Below are 22,504 nucleotides of genomic sequence, written 5' to 3'. Positions count from 1 at the left end.
GTGATACGGAGTCGTCGTGACCACCTTCGCCCCCGACTCGCTGGACCTGAACCGCAAGCTGCCGCTGTGGTACCAGGTCTCGCAGTCGCTGCGCGCGTCCATACTCGGCCGCTCCCCCGGCGCCCCGCTGCGCCTGCCCACCGAGGACGCGCTCGCCGCGCACTACGGCGTGAGCGTGCTGACCATGCGCCAGGCGCTCAAGGAGCTGGAGACGGAAGGGCTGATCAGCCGGCACCGCAGACGCGGCACGTTCATCGAGCCGAGTGCGCGGCGCGGGGCGCCGGTGCGGCTGCTCGGTTCGGTGGACGCGATCGTGGCCCAGCAGTCCGGTATGCGGACCGAACTGCTGGGGCACGGCCCGGCCGCCGTGCCGTCCGAGCTGGCGGAGTACTTCCCGGACCTGACGGAGGTGGTCGCGTACCGCAGGCTGCGCGGCGACGCCAAGACCGGGGAGCCGACGAACCACGCGCAGAACTTCCTGCACCCCGACGTCGCCGCCCGCGTGGACCTCGCGGACCTGGAGCGCTGGCCGATGACGAAGGTGCTGCGGGACGCGGTGGGCGTGGCCATCGCCCGCATCACGGACACGGTCGAGGCGCGGCTGGCCGACCCGGAGACCGCCCGGCTGCTCCAGGTGCCGCTGCTCAGCCCGATCCTGCACTACACCGGCATCACCTACGACCAGGACGGGCGGGTGGTGGACGTCGCCCTGATCCACTACCGGGGCGATCGTTTCTCCTTCACGGTGACGCTGGACGCGCACTGATCCGGCCCCGGTGCGCGGTGGCCCACCCCGGTGTGAGCGCCGGCGGAGCGGCAGGTGAAGATGTGCGACATGTCACCCATCAACCGTCGTACGGTCCTCACCGCCGCGCTCGGCGCGGCAGCCATCAGCAGCACCCCCCTGGTGACGGGCATGGGGGCCACCCCGGCCCATGCCACGTCCGACAAGGACGTGTACGACACCAACACAGATCTGTACAAGAAGCTCTCCGGCCAGGAGGGCATCCAGTTCGCGCGCCGCTACAGACGGCATGAGCTGCTCGACAACGAGCGGGGCGAGAGACGCCCGTACCACCGCACGACGATCATGGCGCTGCACGGCGGCGGCATCGAGAAGGGCACCTCCGAGCTGTGCCTGGGCATAGCGGGCTACCGGCCCGACACCCTGGCGGCGCTCTTCCCGGGCGAGCCGGTGTACGACTACTGGATGTTCGAGGGCCTGCGGCTGCCCAGCATGAACCTGGGGTCCAACCGCGACCTGCACGTCACCGCCAAGAACTGCGACGACCACGTCGCGATCTCCATGGCGGCCTCCAGCCTCAACGTCCTGAGCCTGCACGGCTGCACCGCTGAGCAGGCCGGTGTACGCAGCGGCCAGGACCCCAAGGTGGTCGTGGTCGGCGGCCTGAACGCCGCTTTCAAGAAGCTGCTGCACGAGGAGCTGGGCAAGCACTTCAAGACGGTGGACGGCGACGACTTCCCGGACCTGGCCGGAGTCAACCCCGCCAACCCCTGCAACCGCACCATGCTCGGCAAGGGCGGCCAACTGGAACTCAGTACCGAACTGCGCGCGTCCTTCTTCGACAAGGACACGATGGACGGACGCCCCGGCAGCACCAACGACGAGTTCAAGAAGTTCGCCGACGCGTGCCGCAAGGCGATCACCCGCCTGGAAACCCGCTCGGACCAGGTCATCCTCTGACCACCGCGGGCGGCGCCGGCTCACCGGCCCGCCCGCCTTCAGGGCGCTCCCTCAGATCCGCTCCAGGCTGCGTCCCGTGCTCCTCGGGCCCAGCAGCGCCACGTCCAGGCACAGCAGCACCATCAGGGCCGCCGATCCAATGAAGACGGCGCCGGGCCCGAGGTCCGCCAGTACGGTCAGTGCGACGAACGGCAGGATCACCGAGGTGAGCCGGGACAGCGAGTAGGCGATGCCGATGGCGCTGCTGCGCAGGCCGGTGGGGAAGATCTCGGTCTGGTAGACGTGGAAGGTGTTGGAGAAGACGTTGCTGCACACGGTCAGCGCGAAGCCGGCGCCGACGATCAGCCATCCCGCGTCGGCGAAGCCGAAGGCCAGGCCGCACCCGGCCATGCCCAGCGCGGCGGCGATGATCAGCGTCTTGCGTTCGATCCGGTCGATCAGCGGTACGGACAGTGCCGAGCCGATCGGATAGCCGCAGAAGCTGAGGGCGGCGTAGCTCAGCGACGCGGTGACGGTGTGGCCCTTGGCGGTCAGCACGACCGGCGCCAGCGAGCCGAAGCCGTAGTAGCCGACGGTCTGGAGGACCTGGAAGAGCCACCACATGACCGTACGGCGCCGGTGATCGCCGCGGAACATCTCGCCCAGCGGGACACGGCGCTGCGGCACTTCCGCCGCCACCGCGACCGACGGCAGGGTCTCGCCGGTCTCCCGCGCGACGCGCTCCTCGATGTCCGTCACGATCCGCGCGGCCTCCTCCTCACGGCCGTGCACGGCGAGCCAGCGCGGCGACTCGGGCAGCCGGGCGCGCATGAGCTGGATGAACGCCGCGCCCAGAGCACCGGCCACCAGGAGCCAGCGCCAGCCCTCGACGCCGAACAGCTCACGGGTGGCGACCAGGCGCGCGCCGACGAAGGCGGCCACCGGCACGCCGAGGAAGCCGAAGGTGTAGGCCCAGGCGATGTAGCGGCCGCGGACCGCGCGCGGCAGGAACTCGGCGAGGTAGGTGTCCACCAGGACGAGTTCGGCGCCGAGGCCGAGCCCGGCCAGGAAGCGCAGCGCGATCAGCCATTCGGCGTTCGGGGCGAAGGCGCAGAGCAGCGAACACAGGGAGTACGCGCCCAGATTGACCAGGAACATCCGGCGCCGTCCGAACCGGTCCGCGAGCACCGAGAGCACGTTGGCACCCACGAACATGCCGAGGAACCCGGCGGCGATCACCCACGACTTGGCGGTGTGGTCCAGGTGCCAGCGCTCGGCGAGCACCGCGGCCAGCACCCCGCCGAGGAAGATCTCGTAGAGGTCGAAGAAGGCGCCGATGCCGACGGTGAAGGTGAGACGGCGGTGCCAGCGGGACGGCGGCAGCCGGTCCAGCCGGGCTCCCGCCCGCGCCCCGGTGAGCTGCGTGGCGGTCATGGCGCTCCTCCCGGCGGACGGCGGCGGCACGGGCGTACGACGGCACGGCGTACAGTGTCCCGCCGCACGGGCGCACGGCGGCACGGGCGTACGGCCTGGACCGTACCCCTCGGTGATCACTCGCAAAAGACCGCCTCCGGCCGCCGCCGTTACGATGCCCCCAGCGACCGAGCGCACCGAAGGTCCAGGGAGGGCGACCGCGTGACGGTGACACAGGCCACGGGGAGCGGCGGCGGCAGGCTCGCGGCGGCGCCCCGGCTCGACGACCTGATGCCCTGGTCGGCGGCGCCGCTGCGGCTCGGCCGCGGCTGGGTCATGGCCCCGGACGCCGCCTCGCTGCGGGCCCGCTGGGCGGCGCTGCACGCGGCCGGGGACAGCGCGGCGCGCGAGCGGCTGTTCCGGCCCAGCCGCGCCCGTACGCTGCGCACGGCCGTCCCCCAACTGCCCGGCCAGGCCACGCCCACCGGCCGGCTCGCGCACACCGGCGGGCCGTGCCCCGACCCGGTGCGCGTCCTGCACGGCCCGTACGACCAGCAGTGGCTGCTGCCCGACCACCGGCTGATCGACAGCGCCCGGCCGGAGCTGTGGCGGGTCGCGGACGGACGGCAGGTGTTCGTGGTGGAGCTGGGGCACGTGCCGCAGACGGAGGGGCCGGCGCTGGTCGCCTCCGCGCTGCTGCCGGACGGCCGGTCACCGGCCGGGCGTCCCGGCCGCATCCGGCCCCTCTACCGGCGGCCCGGCGGCTGCGAGCCGAACCTGGCTCCCGGCCTGGCCGAGCTGCTGGCCCGCCGGCTGGACCGGCCGGTCGGCGCCGCCGAGGTGCTCGCCTGGGCGATGGCGAGCGCCCGGTCCACGCCGTCCGGCGCCGTCGTGCCGCTGACCGCCGACGCCGGGGTGTGGGACGACGGGGTCGGGCTGGGCGAGCGGCTGCTGTGGCTCCAGACGAGGGGCGCGCGGGGTGACGGGACGGCGTACGGGGCGCGCGCCGGTGACCGTCCTCGGCTGCCCGGCGGCCGGCGGCCCTACGTACGGGCTCCGCTGCCCGCCCGCGGGCTGCCCGACGGCATCTCCTACCTGCCGGACGAGGAGGCGCTGGTCCTCGGCCCCGGCCGGGTCTCCCCCGTACCGCGGGCGGCCTGGGAGGCCGAGGCGGGCGGCGTGCCCGTGCTGGAGGCGTGGTTCGAGCGCCGTACGGCCGCGGTGGCCGAGCCGGGGAGCCTGGAGGCGGTACGGCCCACCGGCTGGCCCCAGGAGTGGACCACCGAACTGCTGGAACTGATCACGGTGCTGGCGCTGGCGGCCGAACTGCGCCCGGCGCTGGAGGACGTGCACCGGCGGACGGCGGACGGTCCGCGCGTCGAGGCGTCCGAACTGCGCGCGGCGGGGGTGCTGCCGCCGCCCGCCGCGGCCCGCCGCCCGGCCTCCGTCCTGGACCACCACGAGGAGGGCCCGGAGGGGCAGTTCGCCCTGTTGTGACGCGGCCGGGCGGCCCGGCGCGTTGCCCGGCGCGCGGCGGTGGGTAGGTGATCCGACCATGGACCCCACCGCGCCGGAGCCGCCACCCCTGGAAGGCATCACCGTCGTCGCCGTCGAGCAGGCCGTGGCCGCGCCGTTCGCCACCCGGCAGCTCGCCGACCTCGGCGCCCGGGTGATCAAGGTGGAGCGGCCGGACGGCGGTGACTTCGCCCGTTCCTACGACACCTCCGTACGCGGTCTGGCCTCGCACTTCGTGTGGGCGAACCGCGGCAAGGAGTCGCTGGCACTGGACCTGAAGGACCCGCGCGGGCGCGCGCTGCTGGACCAACTGATCACCGACGCCGACGTGTTCGTGCAGAACCTGGCGCAGGGCGCGGCCGCCCGGCTCGGGCTCGACGCGGCGGCGCTGTGCGCCCGGTACCCGCGCCTGGTCGCCGTCGACATCTCCGGCTACGGCCCCGACGGCCCGTACGCGCACAAGCGGGCCTACGACATGCTCGTGCAGTGCGAGGCCGGGCTCGTCTCGCTGACCGGGACGCCGGAGGAGCCCGCGAAGGCCGGGATACCGGCGGCGGACATCGCGGCGGCGATGTACGCGTTCTCCGGGGTGCTGGCCGCGCTGCTGCGCCGCGGCACGACCGGGCGCGGCGGCCCGGTGGAGGTGGCGCTGCTGGACGCCCTGGCCGAGTGGCTGGGACATCCGCTGTACTTCGGGATGTACGGGGGCACACCCCCCGCGCGCACGGGGGTCGCGCACGCCGTGATCGCGCCGTACAACGCCTATCCGACGGCGGACGGGCAGCCGGTGCTGGTGTCCGTGCAGAACGACCGGGAGTGGCAGCGGCTGGCCCGGCAGGTGCTGGAGCGGCCCGGACTGGCCGAGGATCCGGCGTTCGCGACGAATGTGGCGCGCGTCGGCAACCGGGACAGGACAGACGGTGTGGTGGGTGAGGTGCTGGCCGGTATGGGCGTCGAGGAGGCCGTACGGCGGCTGGAGGCGGCGGGGATCGCCTGCGCGCGGCTGAACGGGGTGGCGGAGCTGGCCGGGCATCCGCAGTTCGCGGCGCGGGACCGCTGGCGGGAGGTGGGCTCACCGGCCGGGCCGCTGCGTGCGCTGCTGCCGCCGGTCACGCTGCCCGGGAGTGCGGGGCCGGTGATGGGTGACGTCCCGGCCCTCGGCGAACACACCGACGCGCTGCTGAGCGCTCTGGGTCTGACGAGCGAGCGGATCGCAGCGCTGCGCCGGGACGGTGTGGTCGCCTGAGGGACCGGGAACGGTACGTCGTCCGGCCGAACCTCAGCCGTGGCCGCCGAAGAGCGACCGACGCAGCCTGCGCAGCGGTGCGAACAGCGACACCCTGGCGCCGCGGCTCGTCCTGCTGCGCCGGTGATCACGAGCAGTGAGCTCCTGCATCAACGATGTCGCGCCCTCCGTCTCCCGGTGCGGGACGGCGGGTCCGCCCAGCACCGCGAGATGGCGGTCGAGCCGCGCGCTGGACGCGCCGCTCCCGCAACTGATGGCAGGCACTCGTGGCCTGCTGCGCATTGTTATCTGTTCCATGACACTCCCCACCCGTACGAGGGCACCCGGCCCGGGCAGGGTAACCCTATCTCTCTCCCGCGACACGCGCGCGGCCCGGTCACCGGTATTCACCTCCCGCACACCGACGTTGACGCCACCTTACGGATCACTGTCAACCGAGGGCGAGTTGGATGAGTACCGAGGTCGCGGGCCTGTCGGAACCGCCGGCCGGCTCCAGGGTGACCGCCGGCCGGTCCGCCTGCCCGGCGCCGCCGTGCCGAAGATCACGTTCGACGGCGGGGCCCGCGGTGCGGGACCCACGGCCGGACGGCAGCGTCGCGGCCGGACGGGCGGTGGTGAGGCCCTCCCGCAGCCGCCCGGCGGGTACGACCCGCCGGGCGGCTGGGTCAGTCCAGCGGCTTCACTACGGCCTGCTGACGACGAGGCGCGGCGCGGTGACCGCCGTGGCGACGCGGGGCCGCACCGGGCGGGCAGGCGCAGGCGGGTGTGCTCCGGGCCGGTGCCGGCCGCCGCCGCACGCGCCCTACGCACGGAAGCCGGAGGGGCAGGCTCCGGTTCTGTGACGGTCTCCTGTGGTGTGGCCAGGACGGCCGCCAGTACCCGGGTGCGCAGTTCGCCGGGGGCGGGACGGGCGGCGGTGCGGCCGGACTGTTCGCCGTCCGGCTGACGCTGCGGCCCGGCTGCGGATTGCTGCTCAAGGGGGCGGCAACAACGCCGGGTTGAGGTACGTTTCCACCGCATCGCTCTTTCGCGAGGGGGGCTCGTCCATGAGCGAGGGTCCTGGCAGTGCGGGAACCGGCGGCCCGCTGGGCGGCGGGGACGGCGGACGGCTGCTGGCGGGGCGCTACCGGCTGGTCGACCAAGTGGGCCGGGGCGGCATGGGTGTGGTGTGGCGGGCCCGGGACGAGGTGCTGGCCCGCGAGGTCGCCGTCAAGGAGGTACGGGCGCCGCGCGACCTGACGGGCCGCGAGGAGGAGTTGCTGTACACGCGGCTGGAGCGGGAGGGCCGGGCCGCGGCCCGTATCTCGCACCGCAACGTGGTGACCGTCTTCGACGTGGTGTCCGAGGGCGGGCGGCCGTGGATCGTCATGGAGCTGGTGCGCGGGCTGTCGCTGGCCGAGTCCCTGGGCGCGGAGGGCCCGATGGCGCCCACCCGGGCCGCGGGCATCGGGGCGCAGGTACTGGCCGCGCTGCGGGTCGCGCACACGGCGGGCGTGCTGCACCGGGACGTGAAGCCGGGCAACGTCCTGCTGTCCAACGACGGCCGGGTGGTGCTGACCGACTTCGGCATCGCGCGGGTGGCGGGCTCCGCCGCGCTGACGCTGACCGGCGAGCTGGTGGGGTCACCGGAGTTCCTGGCGCCGGAGCGGGCGCTGGGCCGGCAGGCGGGTCCGGAGTCGGACCTGTGGTCGCTGGGCGTGACGCTGTACGCGGCGGTGGAGGGGCGTTCGCCGTTCCGCCAGGACACCCCGCTGTCGACCCTGCGCGCGGTGATCGAAGAGGAGTTGGCGCCGCCCCGCCGTGCGGGCCCGCTGGCGCCCGTACTGGAAGGGCTGCTGCGCAAGGAGCCGCGGGAGCGCCTGGACGCGTCCGAGGCACAGGGAATGCTGGAGGCGGTGGCGGCCGGCGGTGCCACGCCCACGGTCGTGGTGCCGCCCGGTCAGCCGCCGACGGTCACCGCCGGCCACGCGGCCGCCGGGTACGGGTACGGGCCCGCGACGCCGACGCCCGCGCCGGGCCCACCTGCCGTAACGCCGGGCGGGGACACCACGAGGACGACCGCGGTCGACCAGGAGGCCGAGCGGCGCCGGCGGCGCTCGGTCCGGCTGCTGCTGGCGGGGGCGTTGCTCGCCCTGCTGACGGCGGGCGGAGTGGCGTACGCGCTGCTGGACGACAGCGGTACACCGGACCGTACGCCGGGCAGCACGACGGGCGGCGGCTCCGGAGGGAGCACCGGCGACGACGGCGGAGGCGGCGGAACGGGCGGCGGGGCCTCCCCGGGGCAGTCGGCTTCCGGCGGCACGTCGTCCGCCACCACTCCCCCGGCCGCCACGTCTCCCGGCCGTACGTACCCCGGCACCACCTCGCCCGGCCACACCTACCCCACCACCCCTCCCCGTACGACCGGCCGGCCGCCGACGACCGGGCACCCCACCACCACCGCGCCGACCACGTCGGCTCCCACGACCTCCGCCGGCTCGGCCACGGGCGGGACCGCGGACGGCGGGCCGTACGGCGGAGCGACCGGCACGGGTGGCGACGGCGGCCCGCGGACCTGACGACGGCGGCCCCCGCGCCCCCGGACGTGGAAGAAGCCCCACCCGGCGGGCGGGACTTCTCCTGAGGGGGGGTGGGGACGGGTCAGGCGGCGGAGCCGAAGACGGGCAGGTAGCCCTTGGACTGGCCATTGGCGGTGGGGTGGTAGGAGTTCTCCACGGGGAGGGTCACACTGTGCAGCCAGGGGGCCGAGGAGCAGATCTCGTGCCCGGCGAAGGTCTTGTTGACGTCCGCGAAGGTGAAGCCGTGGTCGGCGGCGCGCTTGGCGGTGACGGCGTTGATGTCGTCGGCGGCGGCGTTGATCGCCGCGCGGGACTTCTCCGAGAGGCCGACGGAGCAGCCACCGAGCTTGTAGAAGCGGGGGTAGCCGAGGACGACGACCCGGGCGGCGGGCGCCTTGTTGTCGATGGCGTCGTACACCTGGTCCAGCTTGGCGGGGAGGGTCTGTTTGACGTAGGCGCGTGCCGTGGCGACGCGGTTCAGGCAGGCGGTCTCGCCCTGGAGGGCGCAGGTGGTCATGGTGTCGGCGAAGCCCGCGTCGTTGCCGCCGATGGTGATGCTCACCAGGTCCGTGCCGGAGTTGAGCGGGGCGAGCTGATTGGCCAGCACATCGCCCGTACGGGCGCCGGAACAGGCCGTGAAGTGGTAGGACGCGGGTTTGTGGGCGGCGGCCCACAGGGCCGGGTACGCCTTGGTGCTGCGCTTGCAGGAGCCGCTGCCGCTGTCGTAGCCGCCCGCCCCCACACCCGAGGAGTAGGAGTCGCCGAGGGCCACGTAGTCGGTGGCCTTCGGCCGGGGGGCGGACACGGCAGCACTCGCGCCGGAGAGCGCGAGCGCCGTGGTGACGAGGAACGCGGACGCCGTCGCCGCGCGTCGGGACAGTCTCATGGAACCTCCCTGAGCAGGATCTCTGCCATCCCTGATGTAGCAGGACCCATCCGGTACGGGAAGCGTTGACACGAATTCTCACGATCACGGGTGATCTCGATGGACGTGTCACGGCATCGCAATGACGCGTATATGACATACCCACATACCGACAGGCGCACCGGCCGGTGCGCCGGAACCCACCGCCGCGGCCGTCGGGCCGGGCCCGCCTCCGGTGCCCGGCGCCCCTTCCGCGCCACGTGGCGGACGGCGCCCAATCACGCTTCGGACATGGCCCGTTCACACCTTCTTCGCGTCTTGACGCCCCCGCGCCCCCTGCGCGACATTGAAGCCCGGCATCAGGCGGTTCTGGGGGGCAAAGCTGCCCATGCACATCAAGACCATCAACGGCAACACACCGGACGGCGGCAGAGCCGCCGGTGACGGGCCCGCGTACGGCGGTCCGGAAGGCGACGGTCCGGAAGGCCCGGCGCCGGACGCGGACGGCCGGGGCGGCGGTCGGCTGCGCGCGGACTCGGCCCCCGTACTGGCCGGAGCGGCCGTGGCCGTGGGAGGCGTGGGCGCCTTCCTGGCGCTCGCCGACATCGCCTCGCCGCTGCGCGCGCCCTGCACCCTCTTCTTCCTGGTGCTGGCGCCCGCCGCGGCCGCCGCCACCGCGCTGGGCCGGCTCGACCCGCTCAGCAGGGCCGTCGTCGCGGGGGCCGCGGCCGTCGCGGTGGACCTGCTGGTCGCCCAGGCCATGCTCGCGCTGCACATCTGGTCGGCGCGGGGCGGAGTGGTGGCCGTCGCCGTGCTCAGCGGCATCGTGTTCCTAGGGGTCAGCGTGCGGCGCCGGCGTAGCGGCGCCCGTGGACGGGGAAGTCGGACGAACTGACGTGGACATCAGCGTGTACCGCCCGGGTGAACTCAACGGCGCCGACCGGGCGGCGTGGAGCACGGTGCAGTCGCAGGCCCATCTGCTGGGCACACCCCAGTTGGCGAATCCTTTCCTCGCACCCGAGTTCGCCCTCGCCGTGGGCCGCTGCCGGCGCGGGGTGCGCATCGCGGTGATCCGGGAGGACGGCGAACCGGCCGCCTTCCTGCCCTTCCAGCGCTCGGCGCTGGGCGTCGGGCGGGCGATCGGGCTGGGGGTCTCCGACGCCCAGGGCCTGGTGCACCGGCCCGGCTTCCAGTGGGACTGCCGCGAACTGCTGCAGGCGTGCGGGCTGTCGGTGCTGGAGTTCGACCACCTGGTGGAGGGCCAGAAGCCGTTCGAGACGGCGCCGGTGCACAGCTTCCCCTCCCCCGTCATCGACCTGGACCAGGGGTACGAGGCGTACCTGGCGTGGCTGCTGGAGAACTCCCCGAAGTTCACCCGCCGGACCCGGACCAAGGGCCGCAAGCTGGGCCGGGATGTCGGTCCGCTGCGGTACGTGCACGATGAACGGGATCCGGCGGTGCTGCGCCGGCTGCTCGACTGGAAGTCGGCCCAGTACCGCAGGACGGGGCGGAGCGACCGCTTCGCCCACCCCTGGATCGTCCAGCTCGTCGACCAGCTCTTCCACACCCGTACCGGATCCTTCGCCGGCCTGCTGTCGGTGCTCTACGCGGGCGACACGCCGGTCGCCGCGCACTTCGGCATCCGCTCCGAGCGGGTGCTGTCCTGCTGGTTCCCCGCGTACGACCCGGCGTACGCGAAATTCTCACCCGGCCTGGTGCTGCATCTGCACATGGCCGAGGGGGCCGCCGCCGAAGGGATCTCCTACATCGATCTGGGACGCGGTGAAAAACAGTACAAGGACTGTCTCAAGACGCGCGAACTCACGGTTTCCGAGGGATGGGTGTCACGACACCGTCATCCGGTCGCGCTCTGCCATCGCGCACACCGGGTCCCGGTGCGGGCCTTGCGCAACACGGTCGTGTCCCGGCCGGAATTGTTCGGGCCGGCCGATCGCCTCCTCAAACGGATGGGCCGAATCCGGTCGCGCAGCTGATCAATGGACCGCTCCATATACGCCAATGACCCAGAACGGGATACGAGGTCGAGGTATTGCCATAGAGTCCCAGTCATCAATACCGTCGTACACCACCCGCACCGGCACGTCATGCAAGGCGGCTCCAGGGGAGGGCTCAAGCGGCCGCGACAGGACCCGGGGCGGGGCGCGGTAGGGGGGTGCCGTGTCCGATCTTCACATGTCGAGAACCACCGCCGATCATCGGGACACGTGCCGCGCGGCCGGAAACACACATGCCAGCTCACCCTGTTCACCCGGCGAAAGACCTTTGCCGTCCTGAACGGGGTGTGAACCCCCCTTTCGAACCGGATACCCATCCGGGCCGCCCGGGGGTGGGCGGTCCACCGGACGAGAGGGAAAAAGACTCATGAGTTCATTTCTCCACTCCGCGGAAACGGATCCGAAGCCGTTGACGCCGGTGCGCGCGGAGGGGCAATACCGCCCCGTTTCCTCGCACCTGGCCATAGCTCCGCCGGTCAGTGTCGTGATACCCGCGATGAACGAGGCGGAGAATCTCCCGTACGTCTTCAAGACACTTCCGGAGTGGATACACGAAGTCGTCCTGGTGGACGGGAATTCCACCGACGACACGGTCGCGGTCGCCCGGGAACTGCGGCCGGACGTCAAGGTCGTCGAACAGCGTGGCAAGGGCAAGGGGGATGCCCTGATCAGCGGGTTCGCCGCCTGCACCGGCGACATCATCGTGATGGTCGACGCGGACGGCTCGGCGGACGGCGCCGAGATCGTCAGCTATGTCTCCGCGCTGGTGGGGGGCGCGGACTTCGCCAAGGGCTCGCGGTTCGCCAACGGCGGCGGCACCGACGACATGACGCCGGTGCGCAAGCTCGGCAACCGGGTGCTGACCACCGTGGTCAACGCCAAGTTCGGCGCCCGCTACACCGACCTGTGCTACGGCTACAACGCCTTCTGGCGGCACTGCCTGGACCGCATCGCCCTGGACTGCAACGGGTTCGAGGTCGAGACGCTGATGAACATCCGCGTGGTCAAGGCCGGTCTGAAGGTGCAGGAGATTCCCAGCCACGAGTACAACCGCATCCACGGCGTGAGCAACCTGCGGGCCGTACGGGACGGCTTCCGGGTCCTGAAGGTGATACTGCGCGAGCGCAGCACCCGCCACAAGCGCCCCGCCCGCCCGGCCGTGATCACGGGAGAGGCGTCTTGAGCGTCCGCGTCTCCGTGGTCGTCTGCGGATACACCGAGGACCGCTGGGACGACATCCTCGCCGCGGTGGCCTCGGTGCACGACCAGTCCCATCCGGCCCATGAGCTGCTGCTCGTGGTCGACCACAATCCGGTCCTGCTGGACCGGCTGAGGGAACGTTTCACGTCACCCGGGCCGAGCTGCCCGGTACGCGTACTGGCCAACGCCGGACCGCGCGGCCTGTCCGCCGGGCGCAACACCGGCGTCGCGGAGTCCACCGGCGAGGTGATCGCCTTCCTGGACGACGACGCGGTGGCCGAACGCGACTGGCTGCTGCACTTCGCCGAGGACTACGCCGATCCGCGGGTGCTGGCCGTCGGCGGCCGGACCGAACCGGTGTGGGCCTCCGGGCGCCGGCCGGACTGGTTCCCCGAGGAGTTCGACTGGGTGGTGGGCTGCGCGTACCGGGGCCTGTTCCCCGCCGGTACCGGCACCGGGGGCTCGCACACCGTCCGCGTCCGCAACGTCCTGGGCGGCAACGCCTCCTTCCGGCGGGAGGCGTTCGAGATCGCCGGCGGGTTCGCCACCGGCATCGGCCGGGACGCCGGGAAGCGGCCGCTGGGCTGCGAGGAGACCGAGCTGTGCATCCGGCTCGCCCGCGCCGTGCCGGACGCGGTGCTGCTGGTCGACGACCGGCCGGTGATCCACCACCGGGTGCCGGCGGACCGGGAGCGCTTCGCGTACTTCCGTTCCCGTACGTACGCGGAGGGCCTGTCCAAGGCGCTGGTGACGCGCAGCGTGGGCGCGCGGGAAGGGCTGTCGACGGAGCGGCGCTACGCGACCCGGGTGCTCCCGGCGGGCGTCGCGCGCGGCGTGCGCGACGCGCTGCTGCGGCGGCCCGGCGGTGCCGGCCGGGCGGGCGCGATCGTCGCGGGGGCGTCCGCCACCGCGTTCGGCTACGCGCTCGGCAGCCTGCGGGCGCGGCGCGACCGGCGGACGGTGGGTGACAGCGGCTTCGTGGTGGTGCCCGTGCCGGACGGGACGGGAGGTACGGCCCGGGAACCCGCGGGCCCGCACGAACCGCCCGGGGCGACGGCTCCCGCGACCTCCCGGGCGGGCGGCGGGTCCGCCGCCCCGGGGAACGAGGGGGCGGTGGCATGACCACACCGTGCACGGTGCCGATCCTGATGTACCACGCGATCGCGCACGCGCCCTCGCCCGCCGCGCTGGACCTGTCCGTGACACCGCGGGCGTTCGCCGAGCAGATGGCCGTACTGGACGACCGCGGCTTCACCCCGCTGACCACGGCACAACTGGGGACGGCGTGGCGGGGCGGCCGGCCGCTGCCCGAGCGGCCGGTGCTGATCACCTTCGACGACGGCTACGAGGGCGTGCACCGGCACGCCCTGCCCGTGCTGTCCGGACACGGGTTCGCGGCCACCCTGTTCGTCTCGACCGGCTGGCTGCGCGGCCCGTACGACACCGGGGGCGCCCTGGACACCATGCTGGACTGGGACCAGACGCGCGAACTGGCCGCCGCGGGCCTGGAGATCGGCGGCCACAGCCACACCCATCCGCAGCTCGACCAGGTGTCCGACGACCGCCTGTGGTTCGAGGTCACCCGCTGCAAGCACCTCGTCGCCGACGAACTGGGCGCTCCCCCGGTGTCGTTCGCCTATCCCTACGGCCACTCCAGCCGGCGGGTGCGGCGGGCGGTGCGCGGTGCGGGCTTCCGGCAGTCGCTGGCGGTGAACAACGCCCTGGCGGGCCGCTGCCAGGGCCCGTACGCGCTGACCCGGCTGACGGTACGGCGCGACACCGCCACCGAGGAGTTCGCGCGGCTGGTGGAGGGCCGGTCCGTCGGCCGGTACTTCGCCCGCGAGCGGGCGCTCACCAAGGGTTACGCCGTGGTCCGCAGGGCCCGTCAGGCGGCCAAGGCAGTGGGGAAGGTGCACGGAAGCCGTGTCTGACACGACCACCCGGACCGAGCGGCGCACGGAACGGGAACCGGCCGGGGGCGGGCGGCGACGCCTGTTCGGCGGCCTGGTTCCCGGCGGGAAGGGCGGCGGGGGCAGCCAGTTGTTCCGCAACGCCTACGCGCTGATGCTGAACACCGGCATCTCCGGGCTGCTCGGTCTGGGGTTCTGGCTGGTCGCGGCCCGGTACTACACGGAGTCCGCGGTCGGCCAGGGCTCGGCCGCCATCGCCGCGATGAAGCTGCTGGCGGGGCTGACCTCGCTGACGCTGACCGGCGCGCTGGCCCGCTACATCCCGATCGCGGGCCGGGCCACCGGACGGCTGGTCCTCCGTACGTACCTGGGCAGTTCGGTGGTCGTCGCGCTCGCCGCCACCGTCTTCCTCCTCACCCTGAACCTGTGGGGGCCCTCGTACCGCTTCCTGCACGGGCCCGTCCACGGGCTCGGCTTCGTCGTCGCGGTGATCGCCTGGTCGGTGCTGACCCTCCAGGACGGCGTGCTGACCGGGCTGCGCAGCGCGCTGTGGGTGCCGGTCGGCAACCTGGTCTTCTCGACGGTCAAGCTGGCGCTGCTGATCGCGTTCGCCGCGGCGATCCCGACGGCGGGCGTCTTCGTCTCGTGGGTCGCCGCCATCGGTATGTCCGTACTGCCGCTGGGCTGGCTGGTGTTCCGGCGGCTGGTGCCCCGGCACGTCAAGGCCACCGAACGCACCGCCCGGCCGCCGTCCTTGCGCGAGATGGGCCGCTTCCTGGCCGGCGACTACACGGGCTCGCTCTTCTCGCTGGCCGTCGTCTACCTGGTGCCGGTGCTGGTCGCCTCCCAGGTCAGCTCCGCCGACAACGCGTACTTCTACATCACCACCACCATCGGCGGCACGGTCAACCTGCTCGCCATCAACATGGGCGCCTCACTGACCGTGGAGGGTTCGCACGACCCGGCCCGGCTGGCCGAGAACACCCGGGCCGCGCTGCGCCGGATGGCCCGGATCATGATTCCGGTCTGTCTCTTCCTCTTCGTGTGCGCGCCGTACATCCTCGCCGTCTTCGGCCAGGGGTACGCGGACGCCGCCACCCCGCTGCTGCGCTGGTTCGCGGTGGGCGCCGCGCTGCGCGTCGTGATGGAGGTCTACTTCGCGGTGCTGCGCGCCCAGAGCCGTACGTCCGGACTGGCGTACATGCAGGGCCTGCTGTGCGTCCTGGTCCTCGGCCTGACGGTGCTGCTGCTGCCGCGGATGGGCCTGACCGGCGCGGGCGTCGCGGAGATCTCCAGCCTGACGGTGATCGTCTCGATCGCGTCCGTCAAGCTGTACCGCATCCTCAAGGGGCACCCCTCAGCGCCGCTGACGCGGGCACCGGCCGAGGGCCTGGCGCCGGACGGCGACCTGGCCGACCTGGCGGTCAACGGGGACCTGGGGGACGCGCGGGCGCCCGGCCCGGACGCCGCCGTACCGCTGGTGCCGGACCGCACGCGGGAGCCGGCGGACGGCGCGGTGCCGCACCGGCCCAGTTGGGCGCAGCGGACCCTGCGGGACGTGGACACGGTGCCGCTGGGGCTGCACGTGGACTTCGAGCACATGGAACGCAGGCCCGACGTCCGGCCGCCGGCGCCGTCCTGGGCGCAGGACGACGGCGACGGGGGTACGGAGCGGCCGGCGCCCGCCGGGCCCGTGGCGCCCGCAGCGCCCACGAAGATGTACCGGGCGGAACCGGCCGCGGCACCGAGGGCGCCGAAGGCGGACGAGCCGCCGCCGGACCGCTCCGGCCCGGCTCCGGACGCCCCCGCCCCGTCCGCCACCCCGCACCCCACCTCCGCTTCCCTCAAGGCCCGGCTCACGGCGCCCGGCCCGCTCGGCACCCGGCTCACGGCCCGGCTGGGCGACCGCCCCGACCTCGGCATCTGGGCGCTGCTGCTCGCCGCCCTCGCCCTGTTCTGGCTGCCGCTGCGCGGCATGGGCGACGCCGACCTGGACCGGATGGGCGGACTCGGCCTGATCAGCGTGCTGCCCGCGGCGACCCTGCTGGGCGCCGTCCTGCTCGTACTGGCCTTCGCCTCCGCCCTGTGGCTGTCCCGGCCGCGGCGTGCCCTGCTGGCGGCCGTACTGATCCTGACCGTGGTGGCCCTGCACGCGCTGCCCGCCGTCCTGGAGACCGAGCCACGCTTCCCGACGGCCTGGCAGCATCTGGGCTTCCTGGACCACATCGACCGGACCGGCACCGCCGTGCCGGACCTGGACGCGCGCTGGAGCTGGCCCGGTTTCTTCGCGGCGGTGCAGTTCCTCGCCGAGGCGTGCGGCGTCACGGACTTCACCGAGGTGCTGCGCTGGTGGCCGCTGACCATCCAACTGCTGTACCTGGCGCCGGTTTTCCTGCTGCTGAAGTCCGTACGGGCGGGCTGGCGCGCGAAGTGGAGCGCGGCGTGGCTGTTCGCGCTGTGCGGCTGGGTCGGCCAGGACTACTTCTCCCCGCAGGGCTTCACGTACCTGCTCTATCTGGTCTTCGCGGCGGTCCTGCTGGTGTGGTTCCGCGATCCGCGGGTGCTGCGCGGCAAGCGCTGGCCCGGCGAGGCGGAGGTCGCGCCGGCCGGCCGGGGGCAGCGGGTGGCGCTGCTGGCCGTACTGGCCCTGCTGTTCACGGCGTCCGTGGCGGGCCACCAGCTCACGCCGTTCGTGATGCTGGGTGTGCTGACCTTCCTGGTGCTGGTGCGCCGGACGTCCCTGTACGGGCTGCCGCTGCTGTTCGGTGTGGTGGTCGTGGTCTGGGTCGGCTTCCTCGCCGAGCCGTACTGGTCCGGGCACTTCGACGAGCTGTTCGGCGGCGTGGGCGGCATCGGCGGAAATGTCTCCTCGTCCGTCACCGGCCGGATCGGCACCGGCGACAGCACCCACAGGCTGGTGCTGTACAGCCGGGTGGCGCTGGCCGGCGGGGTGCTGGCGCTGGCCTGCTGGGGCGTGCTGCGGCGGCGCGCCGCCGGGTTCTCCGAACGGTCGCTGCTGGTGCTGACCTTCGTGCCGTTCCTCGCCTTCGGGATGCAGTCCTACGGCGGTGAGATGGCACTGCGGGTGTTCATGTTCGCGCTGCCCGGCGCCTGCGTCCTCGGCGCGCTCGCGCTGTTCCCGCGCGCCGCCGGCCCCCGCCGCGGCCTGGGCCCGCTCGCCGCCCTGCTGACCGGCGTGGTGCTGATGACCGGCTTCCTGGTGGCGCGCTGGGGCAACGAACCGTTCGAGCGCGTCCGGCCGGGCGAGGTCGCCGCGATGGACTACGTCTACGCGCACGACCGGCCCACCGCACGGCTGCTCTGGCCGTCCAACGACCCGGTCGACGACGTCACCCCGGCGCTGCCGTGGGGCGCCGAGGACATGGAACGGGTGCAGTACGTGCCCGTCCTCGCCCCGCGTGACCCGGTGCTGACCGACTCGGTCGTCGACGCGCTGCGCGACGCCGGGCCGCGCTCCTACTTCGTGGTCAACCGAGCCCAGGCGGAGTCGCTGCGCCTGGGCTCGGGGTACGCCGCCACCTGGGAGCAGCGGCTGCGTACCGCCCTGGACCAGCGCCCGGAGCTGCGCCGTGTGCTGGGCAACGAGCACGCGGCGCTGTACGAACTCAAGCAGCAGCCGCCGGGGCCGGTGGACGAGCCGGCTCCCGGCCCGGTCGGACCGCGTATCACGTGGACGTCGTGGTCGGTCGTCGGCGCGCTGGCGGCCGGTGCGCTGATCCTGCTGCTCGGGGCCCGTGAGGTGGTGCGGGTGGCGCTGCCGTCGAGCGTCCGCAAGCTGCGGTGGATGCAGAGTTCCTTCTGGTTCACCCTGCCGCTGATGCTGGTGTTCCTGGTCGCTCTCGTCCAGCAGTTCGTGACGATGTCGTGAGCCGCCGGGCGTCCGGCCGGGCCGTGCGCGGTGCCGGGCGCCCGGTGGCTCACGGCCGGGCGGCGGGCCTCAGGAGCGCTTCAGCCACTGGATCCCGTACGCGTCCAGGGTGACGCGCTGTCCGTCCACCGTCGTCCGGACAGGACGGTCACGGACGTTGACGACCAGGGCGTCCTCGTCGTCGGCCAGGACGCGGACGTCCGCCCGGTCGGCCGCGGCCACGTCGACCCGCTCGTAGGACGTACCGGGCGGGAACGCGCGGGAGAAGCGGGACAGCAGGTCCATCATGGGCAGTCGGCCGCCGCCGTCTTGGAGTTCGGTGCTGCGCCACAGGCAGCCGGGGCAGTCGGCGCCCTCGTTCTGCGGGTTCCAGTAGAAGCCGCTGGTGGCGCCGCCCTCGGCCATGGAGATCAGCGCGCTCGCCTGGGTGGCGGTGCGGCGCGGCTCGCTCCAGCCGCGCCGGTCGTCGTTGCGGTCGGCGACCTCGACGTACCACTCCGCCCACCACAGCGGCAGGCCGGTCGTCTTCCGCAGCCAGCGCCCGACGTCGGCGAACTTGCGGGTGGCGGTGAACGCGTCGGGCACGTACCGGTCGTCCTTGGTGTAGCTGGAGCCGTCCACGACGACGAAGTCCGCGCCCGCCTTGTGCTCGTTCCAGTACTCGACGGCGTCGACGGTGCGCCGGTCCAGGCTGCCCCATGGGCCCTTGACGTCGGAGGCGTAGGTGTCGTCGCCGGGCGCGTAGCTGTCCATGACCGCGTACGGGCCGCCCACCAGGTTGTTCCTGTCGGCCTTCTTCAGCTCCCGGTAGACCATGTTGTACAGGCGGGTGTAGCCCTCGTGGTCCCAGCGGTTGCGTGCCTCGTCGAAGAAGCCCTTCAGCTCGTTCCAGACGATGAAGTGCCGGATGTCCGGGTAGCGGCGGGCGATCGTGCCGGCCAGTGCGGCGAAGTCCGCGTAGTGCTCCGGGCTCGGCGCCTTCTCCAGCTCGCTCCAGTCCGTCTCGCCCGCCCTGCCGCCCTTCATCCAGTCCGGGGCGCAGCACAGCGTCAGTACGGGTGTGCCGCCGGTCCGGCGGATCAGGTCGACGCGGCTGTCCAGCTCCGTGAAGTCGTACTTCCCCGGGCTCGGTTCGGGGTTCTGCGCGCCCCAGCCCATGACGTGCTGGTTCTGCGGCATCGGGTCGGCGGACAGCAGCCGGTCGGCGCTCGCGGTGGCCTGCTCCTCGCCGCGGTCCGCGCTGTACTCGGTGTGGGTGAAGCCCCAGCCCACCTGTGCGGCGGGCGAGCCGGCGGCCCGTCCGCCGCGGCCGTCCTCCGGCGGGAACCCGCACATCGCCAGCGCCATGGCCAGCACCGCCACGCCCATCGCGAGCAGGGCGGTGGCCCGGGACCGGTTGCGGAATCTGCGGCCCCGCCCGCCGTCCGGCGCGCCCGACGGGTGCGGCGGCCGCGCCGCTCCCGTACCGCCGTGCCGGCCCCCACCGTGACGTTCCCCATGACGTCCCACAACGGGCCAGCCTAGCCAGCTTCGCGGGCCGGACGGCCGGTTTCCCGTGAAGTGCGCAGGGCCGGTCCGCCTGCGGCCGGACTTCTCGAAGAAAGAGCCGTTGACAGGGGAAATTCCGTGTACGCGGCGGGCGCTGTTGCCGGATCATGGTGGTCATGTGTGCCGACCGCGTCCAGCCGTCCCCCGCCGAGGAGTCCCTCCCGATCCGTCTGAACATGGACGACAGCGATTCGCCGTCCGATGTCGTCGACGCCCTGTTCCTGGGGCGGTTCGCCAGCGGCGAGCAGCCGTACGCGCGCAGCCGCTCGGTGGACCGGGTCAAATCCGGTCTGACGCTGCTGCCGCCCGGCGCCAAGGTGCTGCGCTCGGCCCGCGACGAGGACCGCAGCGCGACCCTCGCCGAGGGCGACGGCTTCACCCTGCTGGTGTCGCGGTGGAACCGCGGTGCCGACGTGACCGTCACGGCCACCACCGACGAGCTGGCCCAGAAGGTGCTGAGCCAGTCCGCCGACGGCGCGGAGGACGAGCCGGAGCCGCAGCCGGAGAACGTCTCGATGGGCTTCTGGTACCTCTCCCCCCGGCGCGGCCCGCACCGCACGACCCGGCAGATCTCCGCCGGCACGTGGGACGAGATCCGCCCCAACTACACCACGCCGGTGGCCGAGGCCCTGGACCGGCTGATGAAGGTGGCCCCCGAAGAGATCTCCGGGCGGCTGCTGTTGCTGCACGGGCCGCCCGGTACGGGCAAGACCTCCGCGCTGCGCACCCTGGCCCGCTCCTGGCGCGACTGGTGCCAGGTCGACTGCGTCCTGGACCCGGAACGCCTCTTCAACGACATCGGCTACCTGATGGACATCGCCATCGGCGAGGACGACGCGGCGGGCAAGGGACGCTGGCGGCTGCTCCTGCTGGAGGACTGCGACGAACTGATCCGCGGCGAGGCCAAGCACACGGCGGGGCAGGCGCTGTCCCGGCTGCTGAACCTGACGGACGGGCTGCTGGGCCAGGGCCGCAACGTCCTGGTCGGGGTGACGACCAACGAGGACCTGGAGCGGATGCACCCCGCGGTGGTACGGCCCGGCCGCTGCCTGGCCCGTATCGAGGTGGGCCCGCTGAACCGCGCCGAAGCGGTGCGCTGGCTCGGCAAGGAGGACGGCATCGGCCGGGACGGGGCGACCCTGGCGGAGCTGTACGCGCTGCGCCGCGGCACCGGTCCCGCCGCGGTCCCGGCGCAGGACTCGGGCCCGGACGCGGGGCTGTACCTGTAGCGGCGGGGTGCCTGGGGCGGCGGGGCGTCTGTCGCGACGGGGGCGCCGGCCGGTCGACTGATCTGCCCAAAGCCCAGCGGCGCCCCGCGGCGGGGAGGACGATGGGAGACGCGGGGCGGCAACCCGGTGAAGACGCGGTGCGGTGGATGCGCCGGTACAGGAAAGGTTCCGGCATGAGTCAAGGAAGGCCGCGCGGCGGACCGGTCGGCTTGGACCCGCGCCATGTCGGCGTACTGCTGTGCCGGTGCGGCCAGGAGACGGTGAAGCTGCCGGGCCTCGACGAGGCGCTGTGCCTGCGCTGCTACGGGTCGGAACGGACGGCGTACGAGCGGCGGATGGCCAACGGCAACCATCGCGGAGTGGCGGCCGGCATCGCGGGCGACACCTGTATGGCGTGCGAAGGGGACGACGTGGACGCGGACGGCTGCCTGTGGTGGTGCAACCACTGCCATATCGTCACGCGCGTCGCCTACCCGGCCCCGTACCCCGGCCTGCCGCGGCCCAAGGGCCACCCCGCCTGGCTGCGCTGAGCGTCGCGCGGGGCACGGGCCGGGGTGGCGGGCGAGGGCCTACATGCCGGTCACACGGTGCCCTTCTCGTACGCCTGCTGGTCCCCGGGCCGTTCCCGTACGAGACAGAAGGGGTGTCCGGCCGGGTCGGCGTAGACCCGGAAGCCGTGCGGTCCGCCGTCGTGGGTGGCGTCGAGCAGGGTGCCGCCCGCGTCGAGCACCTGCCGGTGCGCGGTTTCCATGTCGTCCACGCCGAGGTCCAGGTGGGACTGCTGGGGGTGATCCGGGTCCGGCCAGCGGGGCGGGCGGTGGCCGGGGGCGCGCTGGAAGGCGAGGACCGTGCCACCTTCGGCGTGCAGGGTGACCCAGTCGTCGTCCGTGGTCCAGAGGGAAGTCGGGCGGTTGATCTCGCCGCCGAGCAGCTCGGCGTAGAAGCGGGCGAGCCGCATCGGGTCGGGGCAGTCCAGGGCGGTGCACTGGACGCGGGCGAGGGCGGTCATGCGTCGTCTCCGTAGGTCGCGCGCAGGGCGTCCGTGACAGCGGTGCGGGCGGCGGCGTGGTCCAGGCCGAGGCGGCGGGCGCGCCGGGCGTAGGAGGCGGCGGCCGCCGCCGCTTCCTTGTCGGCGGCCTCGCCGGCCGCCGCGATGAAGGTGCCGTTGCGTCCCCGCGTCTCGATCACGCCGTCCGTCTCCAGGGCCCGGTACGCCTTGGCGACGGTGTTGGCGGCCAGTCCGAGCTGTTCGGCGAGACCGCGTACGGTGGGCAGTTTGCGGCCGACCGGCAGTCCGCCGGCCCGCGCCTGACCGGCGATCTGGGCCCGGACCTGCTCGAACGGCGCGTCCGCCGCGTCCGGGTCGATGGTCAGCCGCAGGGGCGGCGCTTGCTGGACGGCCACGGTGGCGCTCCTGGTACGGGGGTTGCGA

19 protein-coding genes are annotated in these 22,504 nt (G+C 73.3%); 13 read left to right on the top strand and 6 right to left on the bottom strand.

All coding sequences use genetic code 11. The features are described 5' to 3' along the window. Positions 1–16: 16 nt before the first annotated feature. Together ACZ4QV_RS14305 and ACZ4QV_RS14300 are read left to right on the top strand one after the other, a co-directional pair. Entirely contained in the window at positions 17–766 is a 750-nt protein-coding gene (locus ACZ4QV_RS14305) for a GntR family transcriptional regulator (protein ID WP_361154306.1), read from the top strand. Between the two features lie 69 nt (positions 767–835). Further along, positions 836–1,705, top strand: coding sequence for a poly-gamma-glutamate hydrolase family protein (locus ACZ4QV_RS14300; protein ID WP_361616926.1), 870 nt, complete (start codon positions 836–838; stop codon positions 1,703–1,705). Between the two features lie 51 nt (positions 1,706–1,756). Here ACZ4QV_RS14300 and ACZ4QV_RS14295 read toward each other — a convergent pair whose 3' ends face one another. After that, the gene (locus ACZ4QV_RS14295) at positions 1,757–3,118 is read right to left on the bottom strand and encodes an MFS transporter (protein WP_361616930.1); all 1,362 of its coding nucleotides are present in this window, start codon (positions 3,116–3,118) and stop codon (positions 1,757–1,759) included. Positions 3,119–3,319: 201 nt separating this feature from the next. Here ACZ4QV_RS14295 and ACZ4QV_RS14290 point away from each other — a divergent pair, with 201 nt between their 5' ends. After that, positions 3,320–4,594: a type ISP restriction/modification enzyme gene (locus tag ACZ4QV_RS14290; protein ID WP_467762938.1), complete on the top strand. Its 1,275-nt coding sequence runs from the start codon at positions 3,320–3,322 to the stop codon at positions 4,592–4,594. Positions 4,595–4,652: 58 nt separating this feature from the next. Beyond that, complete coding sequence (locus ACZ4QV_RS14285; protein WP_361616932.1) at positions 4,653–5,858, top strand: CaiB/BaiF CoA transferase family protein; 1,206 nt, start codon at positions 4,653–4,655, stop codon at positions 5,856–5,858. 33 nt (positions 5,859–5,891) lie between these two features. Here ACZ4QV_RS14285 and ACZ4QV_RS14280 read toward each other — a convergent pair whose 3' ends face one another. Then, positions 5,892–6,155, bottom strand: a complete 264-nt coding sequence (locus tag ACZ4QV_RS14280) for a hypothetical protein (protein ID WP_073768393.1) — start codon at positions 6,153–6,155, stop codon at positions 5,892–5,894. Between the two features lie 749 nt (positions 6,156–6,904). Between ACZ4QV_RS14280 and ACZ4QV_RS14275 the strand changes: the two genes are divergently transcribed. Then, positions 6,905–8,416: a serine/threonine-protein kinase gene (locus tag ACZ4QV_RS14275; protein WP_467762937.1), complete on the top strand. Its 1,512-nt coding sequence runs from the start codon at positions 6,905–6,907 to the stop codon at positions 8,414–8,416. A gap of 82 nt (positions 8,417–8,498) precedes the next feature. Here ACZ4QV_RS14275 and ACZ4QV_RS14270 read toward each other — a convergent pair whose 3' ends face one another. Then, the gene (locus ACZ4QV_RS14270) at positions 8,499–9,302 is read right to left on the bottom strand and encodes an SGNH/GDSL hydrolase family protein (RefSeq protein WP_361154322.1); all 804 of its coding nucleotides are present in this window, start codon (positions 9,300–9,302) and stop codon (positions 8,499–8,501) included. 367 nt (positions 9,303–9,669) lie between these two features. On the opposite strand from ACZ4QV_RS14270, the gene ACZ4QV_RS14265 reads away from it, so the two are divergent. From ACZ4QV_RS14265 to ACZ4QV_RS14240, 6 genes are all read left to right on the top strand, one after another. Further along, on the top strand, positions 9,670–10,176 hold the full coding sequence (locus tag ACZ4QV_RS14265; RefSeq protein ID WP_361588225.1) for a hypothetical protein: 507 nt from the start codon (positions 9,670–9,672) through the stop codon (positions 10,174–10,176). A gap of 1 nt (position 10,177) precedes the next feature. Next, positions 10,178–11,275, top strand: coding sequence for a GNAT family N-acetyltransferase (locus ACZ4QV_RS14260; protein ID WP_361616935.1), 1,098 nt, complete (start codon positions 10,178–10,180; stop codon positions 11,273–11,275). 388 nt (positions 11,276–11,663) lie between these two features. Then, complete coding sequence (locus tag ACZ4QV_RS14255; protein WP_361154330.1) at positions 11,664–12,479, top strand: glycosyltransferase family 2 protein; 816 nt, start codon at positions 11,664–11,666, stop codon at positions 12,477–12,479. Next, positions 12,476–13,618, top strand: a complete 1,143-nt coding sequence (locus tag ACZ4QV_RS14250) for a glycosyltransferase family 2 protein (RefSeq protein ID WP_361616937.1) — start codon at positions 12,476–12,478, stop codon at positions 13,616–13,618. The genes ACZ4QV_RS14255 and ACZ4QV_RS14250 overlap by 4 nt, the downstream gene beginning before the upstream one ends. Continuing rightward, complete coding sequence (locus tag ACZ4QV_RS14245; protein ID WP_361154338.1) at positions 13,615–14,427, top strand: polysaccharide deacetylase family protein; 813 nt, start codon at positions 13,615–13,617, stop codon at positions 14,425–14,427. The genes ACZ4QV_RS14250 and ACZ4QV_RS14245 overlap by 4 nt, the downstream gene beginning before the upstream one ends. Next, the gene (locus tag ACZ4QV_RS14240; protein ID WP_467762936.1) at positions 14,420–18,295 is read left to right on the top strand and encodes a lipopolysaccharide biosynthesis protein; all 3,876 of its coding nucleotides are present in this window, start codon (positions 14,420–14,422) and stop codon (positions 18,293–18,295) included. The genes ACZ4QV_RS14245 and ACZ4QV_RS14240 overlap by 8 nt, the downstream gene beginning before the upstream one ends. 69 nt (positions 18,296–18,364) lie before the next feature. Here the strand turns inward: ACZ4QV_RS14240 and ACZ4QV_RS14235 are convergent, their stop codons facing one another. Then, the gene (locus ACZ4QV_RS14235; protein ID WP_467762980.1) at positions 18,365–19,663 is read right to left on the bottom strand and encodes a xylan 1,4-beta-xylosidase; all 1,299 of its coding nucleotides are present in this window, start codon (positions 19,661–19,663) and stop codon (positions 18,365–18,367) included. Positions 19,664–19,959: 296 nt separating this feature from the next. On the opposite strand from ACZ4QV_RS14235, the gene ACZ4QV_RS14230 reads away from it, so the two are divergent. Together ACZ4QV_RS14230 and ACZ4QV_RS14225 are read left to right on the top strand one after the other, a co-directional pair. Further along, a complete protein-coding gene (locus tag ACZ4QV_RS14230) occupies positions 19,960–21,072 on the top strand; it encodes a DUF5925 domain-containing protein (RefSeq protein ID WP_361636928.1) in 1,113 nt (370 codons plus the stop codon). A gap of 173 nt (positions 21,073–21,245) precedes the next feature. Then, entirely contained in the window at positions 21,246–21,602 is a 357-nt protein-coding gene (locus ACZ4QV_RS14225) for a hypothetical protein (protein ID WP_361154346.1), read from the top strand. A gap of 50 nt (positions 21,603–21,652) precedes the next feature. On the opposite strand, the gene ACZ4QV_RS14220 is transcribed toward ACZ4QV_RS14225, so the two are convergent. After that, a complete protein-coding gene (locus ACZ4QV_RS14220) occupies positions 21,653–22,081 on the bottom strand; it encodes a VOC family protein (RefSeq protein WP_361878618.1) in 429 nt (142 codons plus the stop codon). After that, positions 22,078–22,476 (bottom strand): GntR family transcriptional regulator, encoded by a 399-nt coding sequence (locus ACZ4QV_RS14215; RefSeq protein WP_361154351.1) that lies wholly within the window; start codon positions 22,474–22,476, stop codon positions 22,078–22,080. Before ACZ4QV_RS14215 ends, ACZ4QV_RS14220 begins: the two co-directional genes overlap by 4 nt. Positions 22,477–22,504 lie beyond the last annotated feature (28 nt).

It is taken from the genome of Streptomyces sp. NPDC026394 (genome assembly GCF_055567735.1).
The sequence above is the reverse complement of the archived record's forward strand: the minus strand, read 5'-3'. Positions and strand labels throughout refer to the sequence as shown.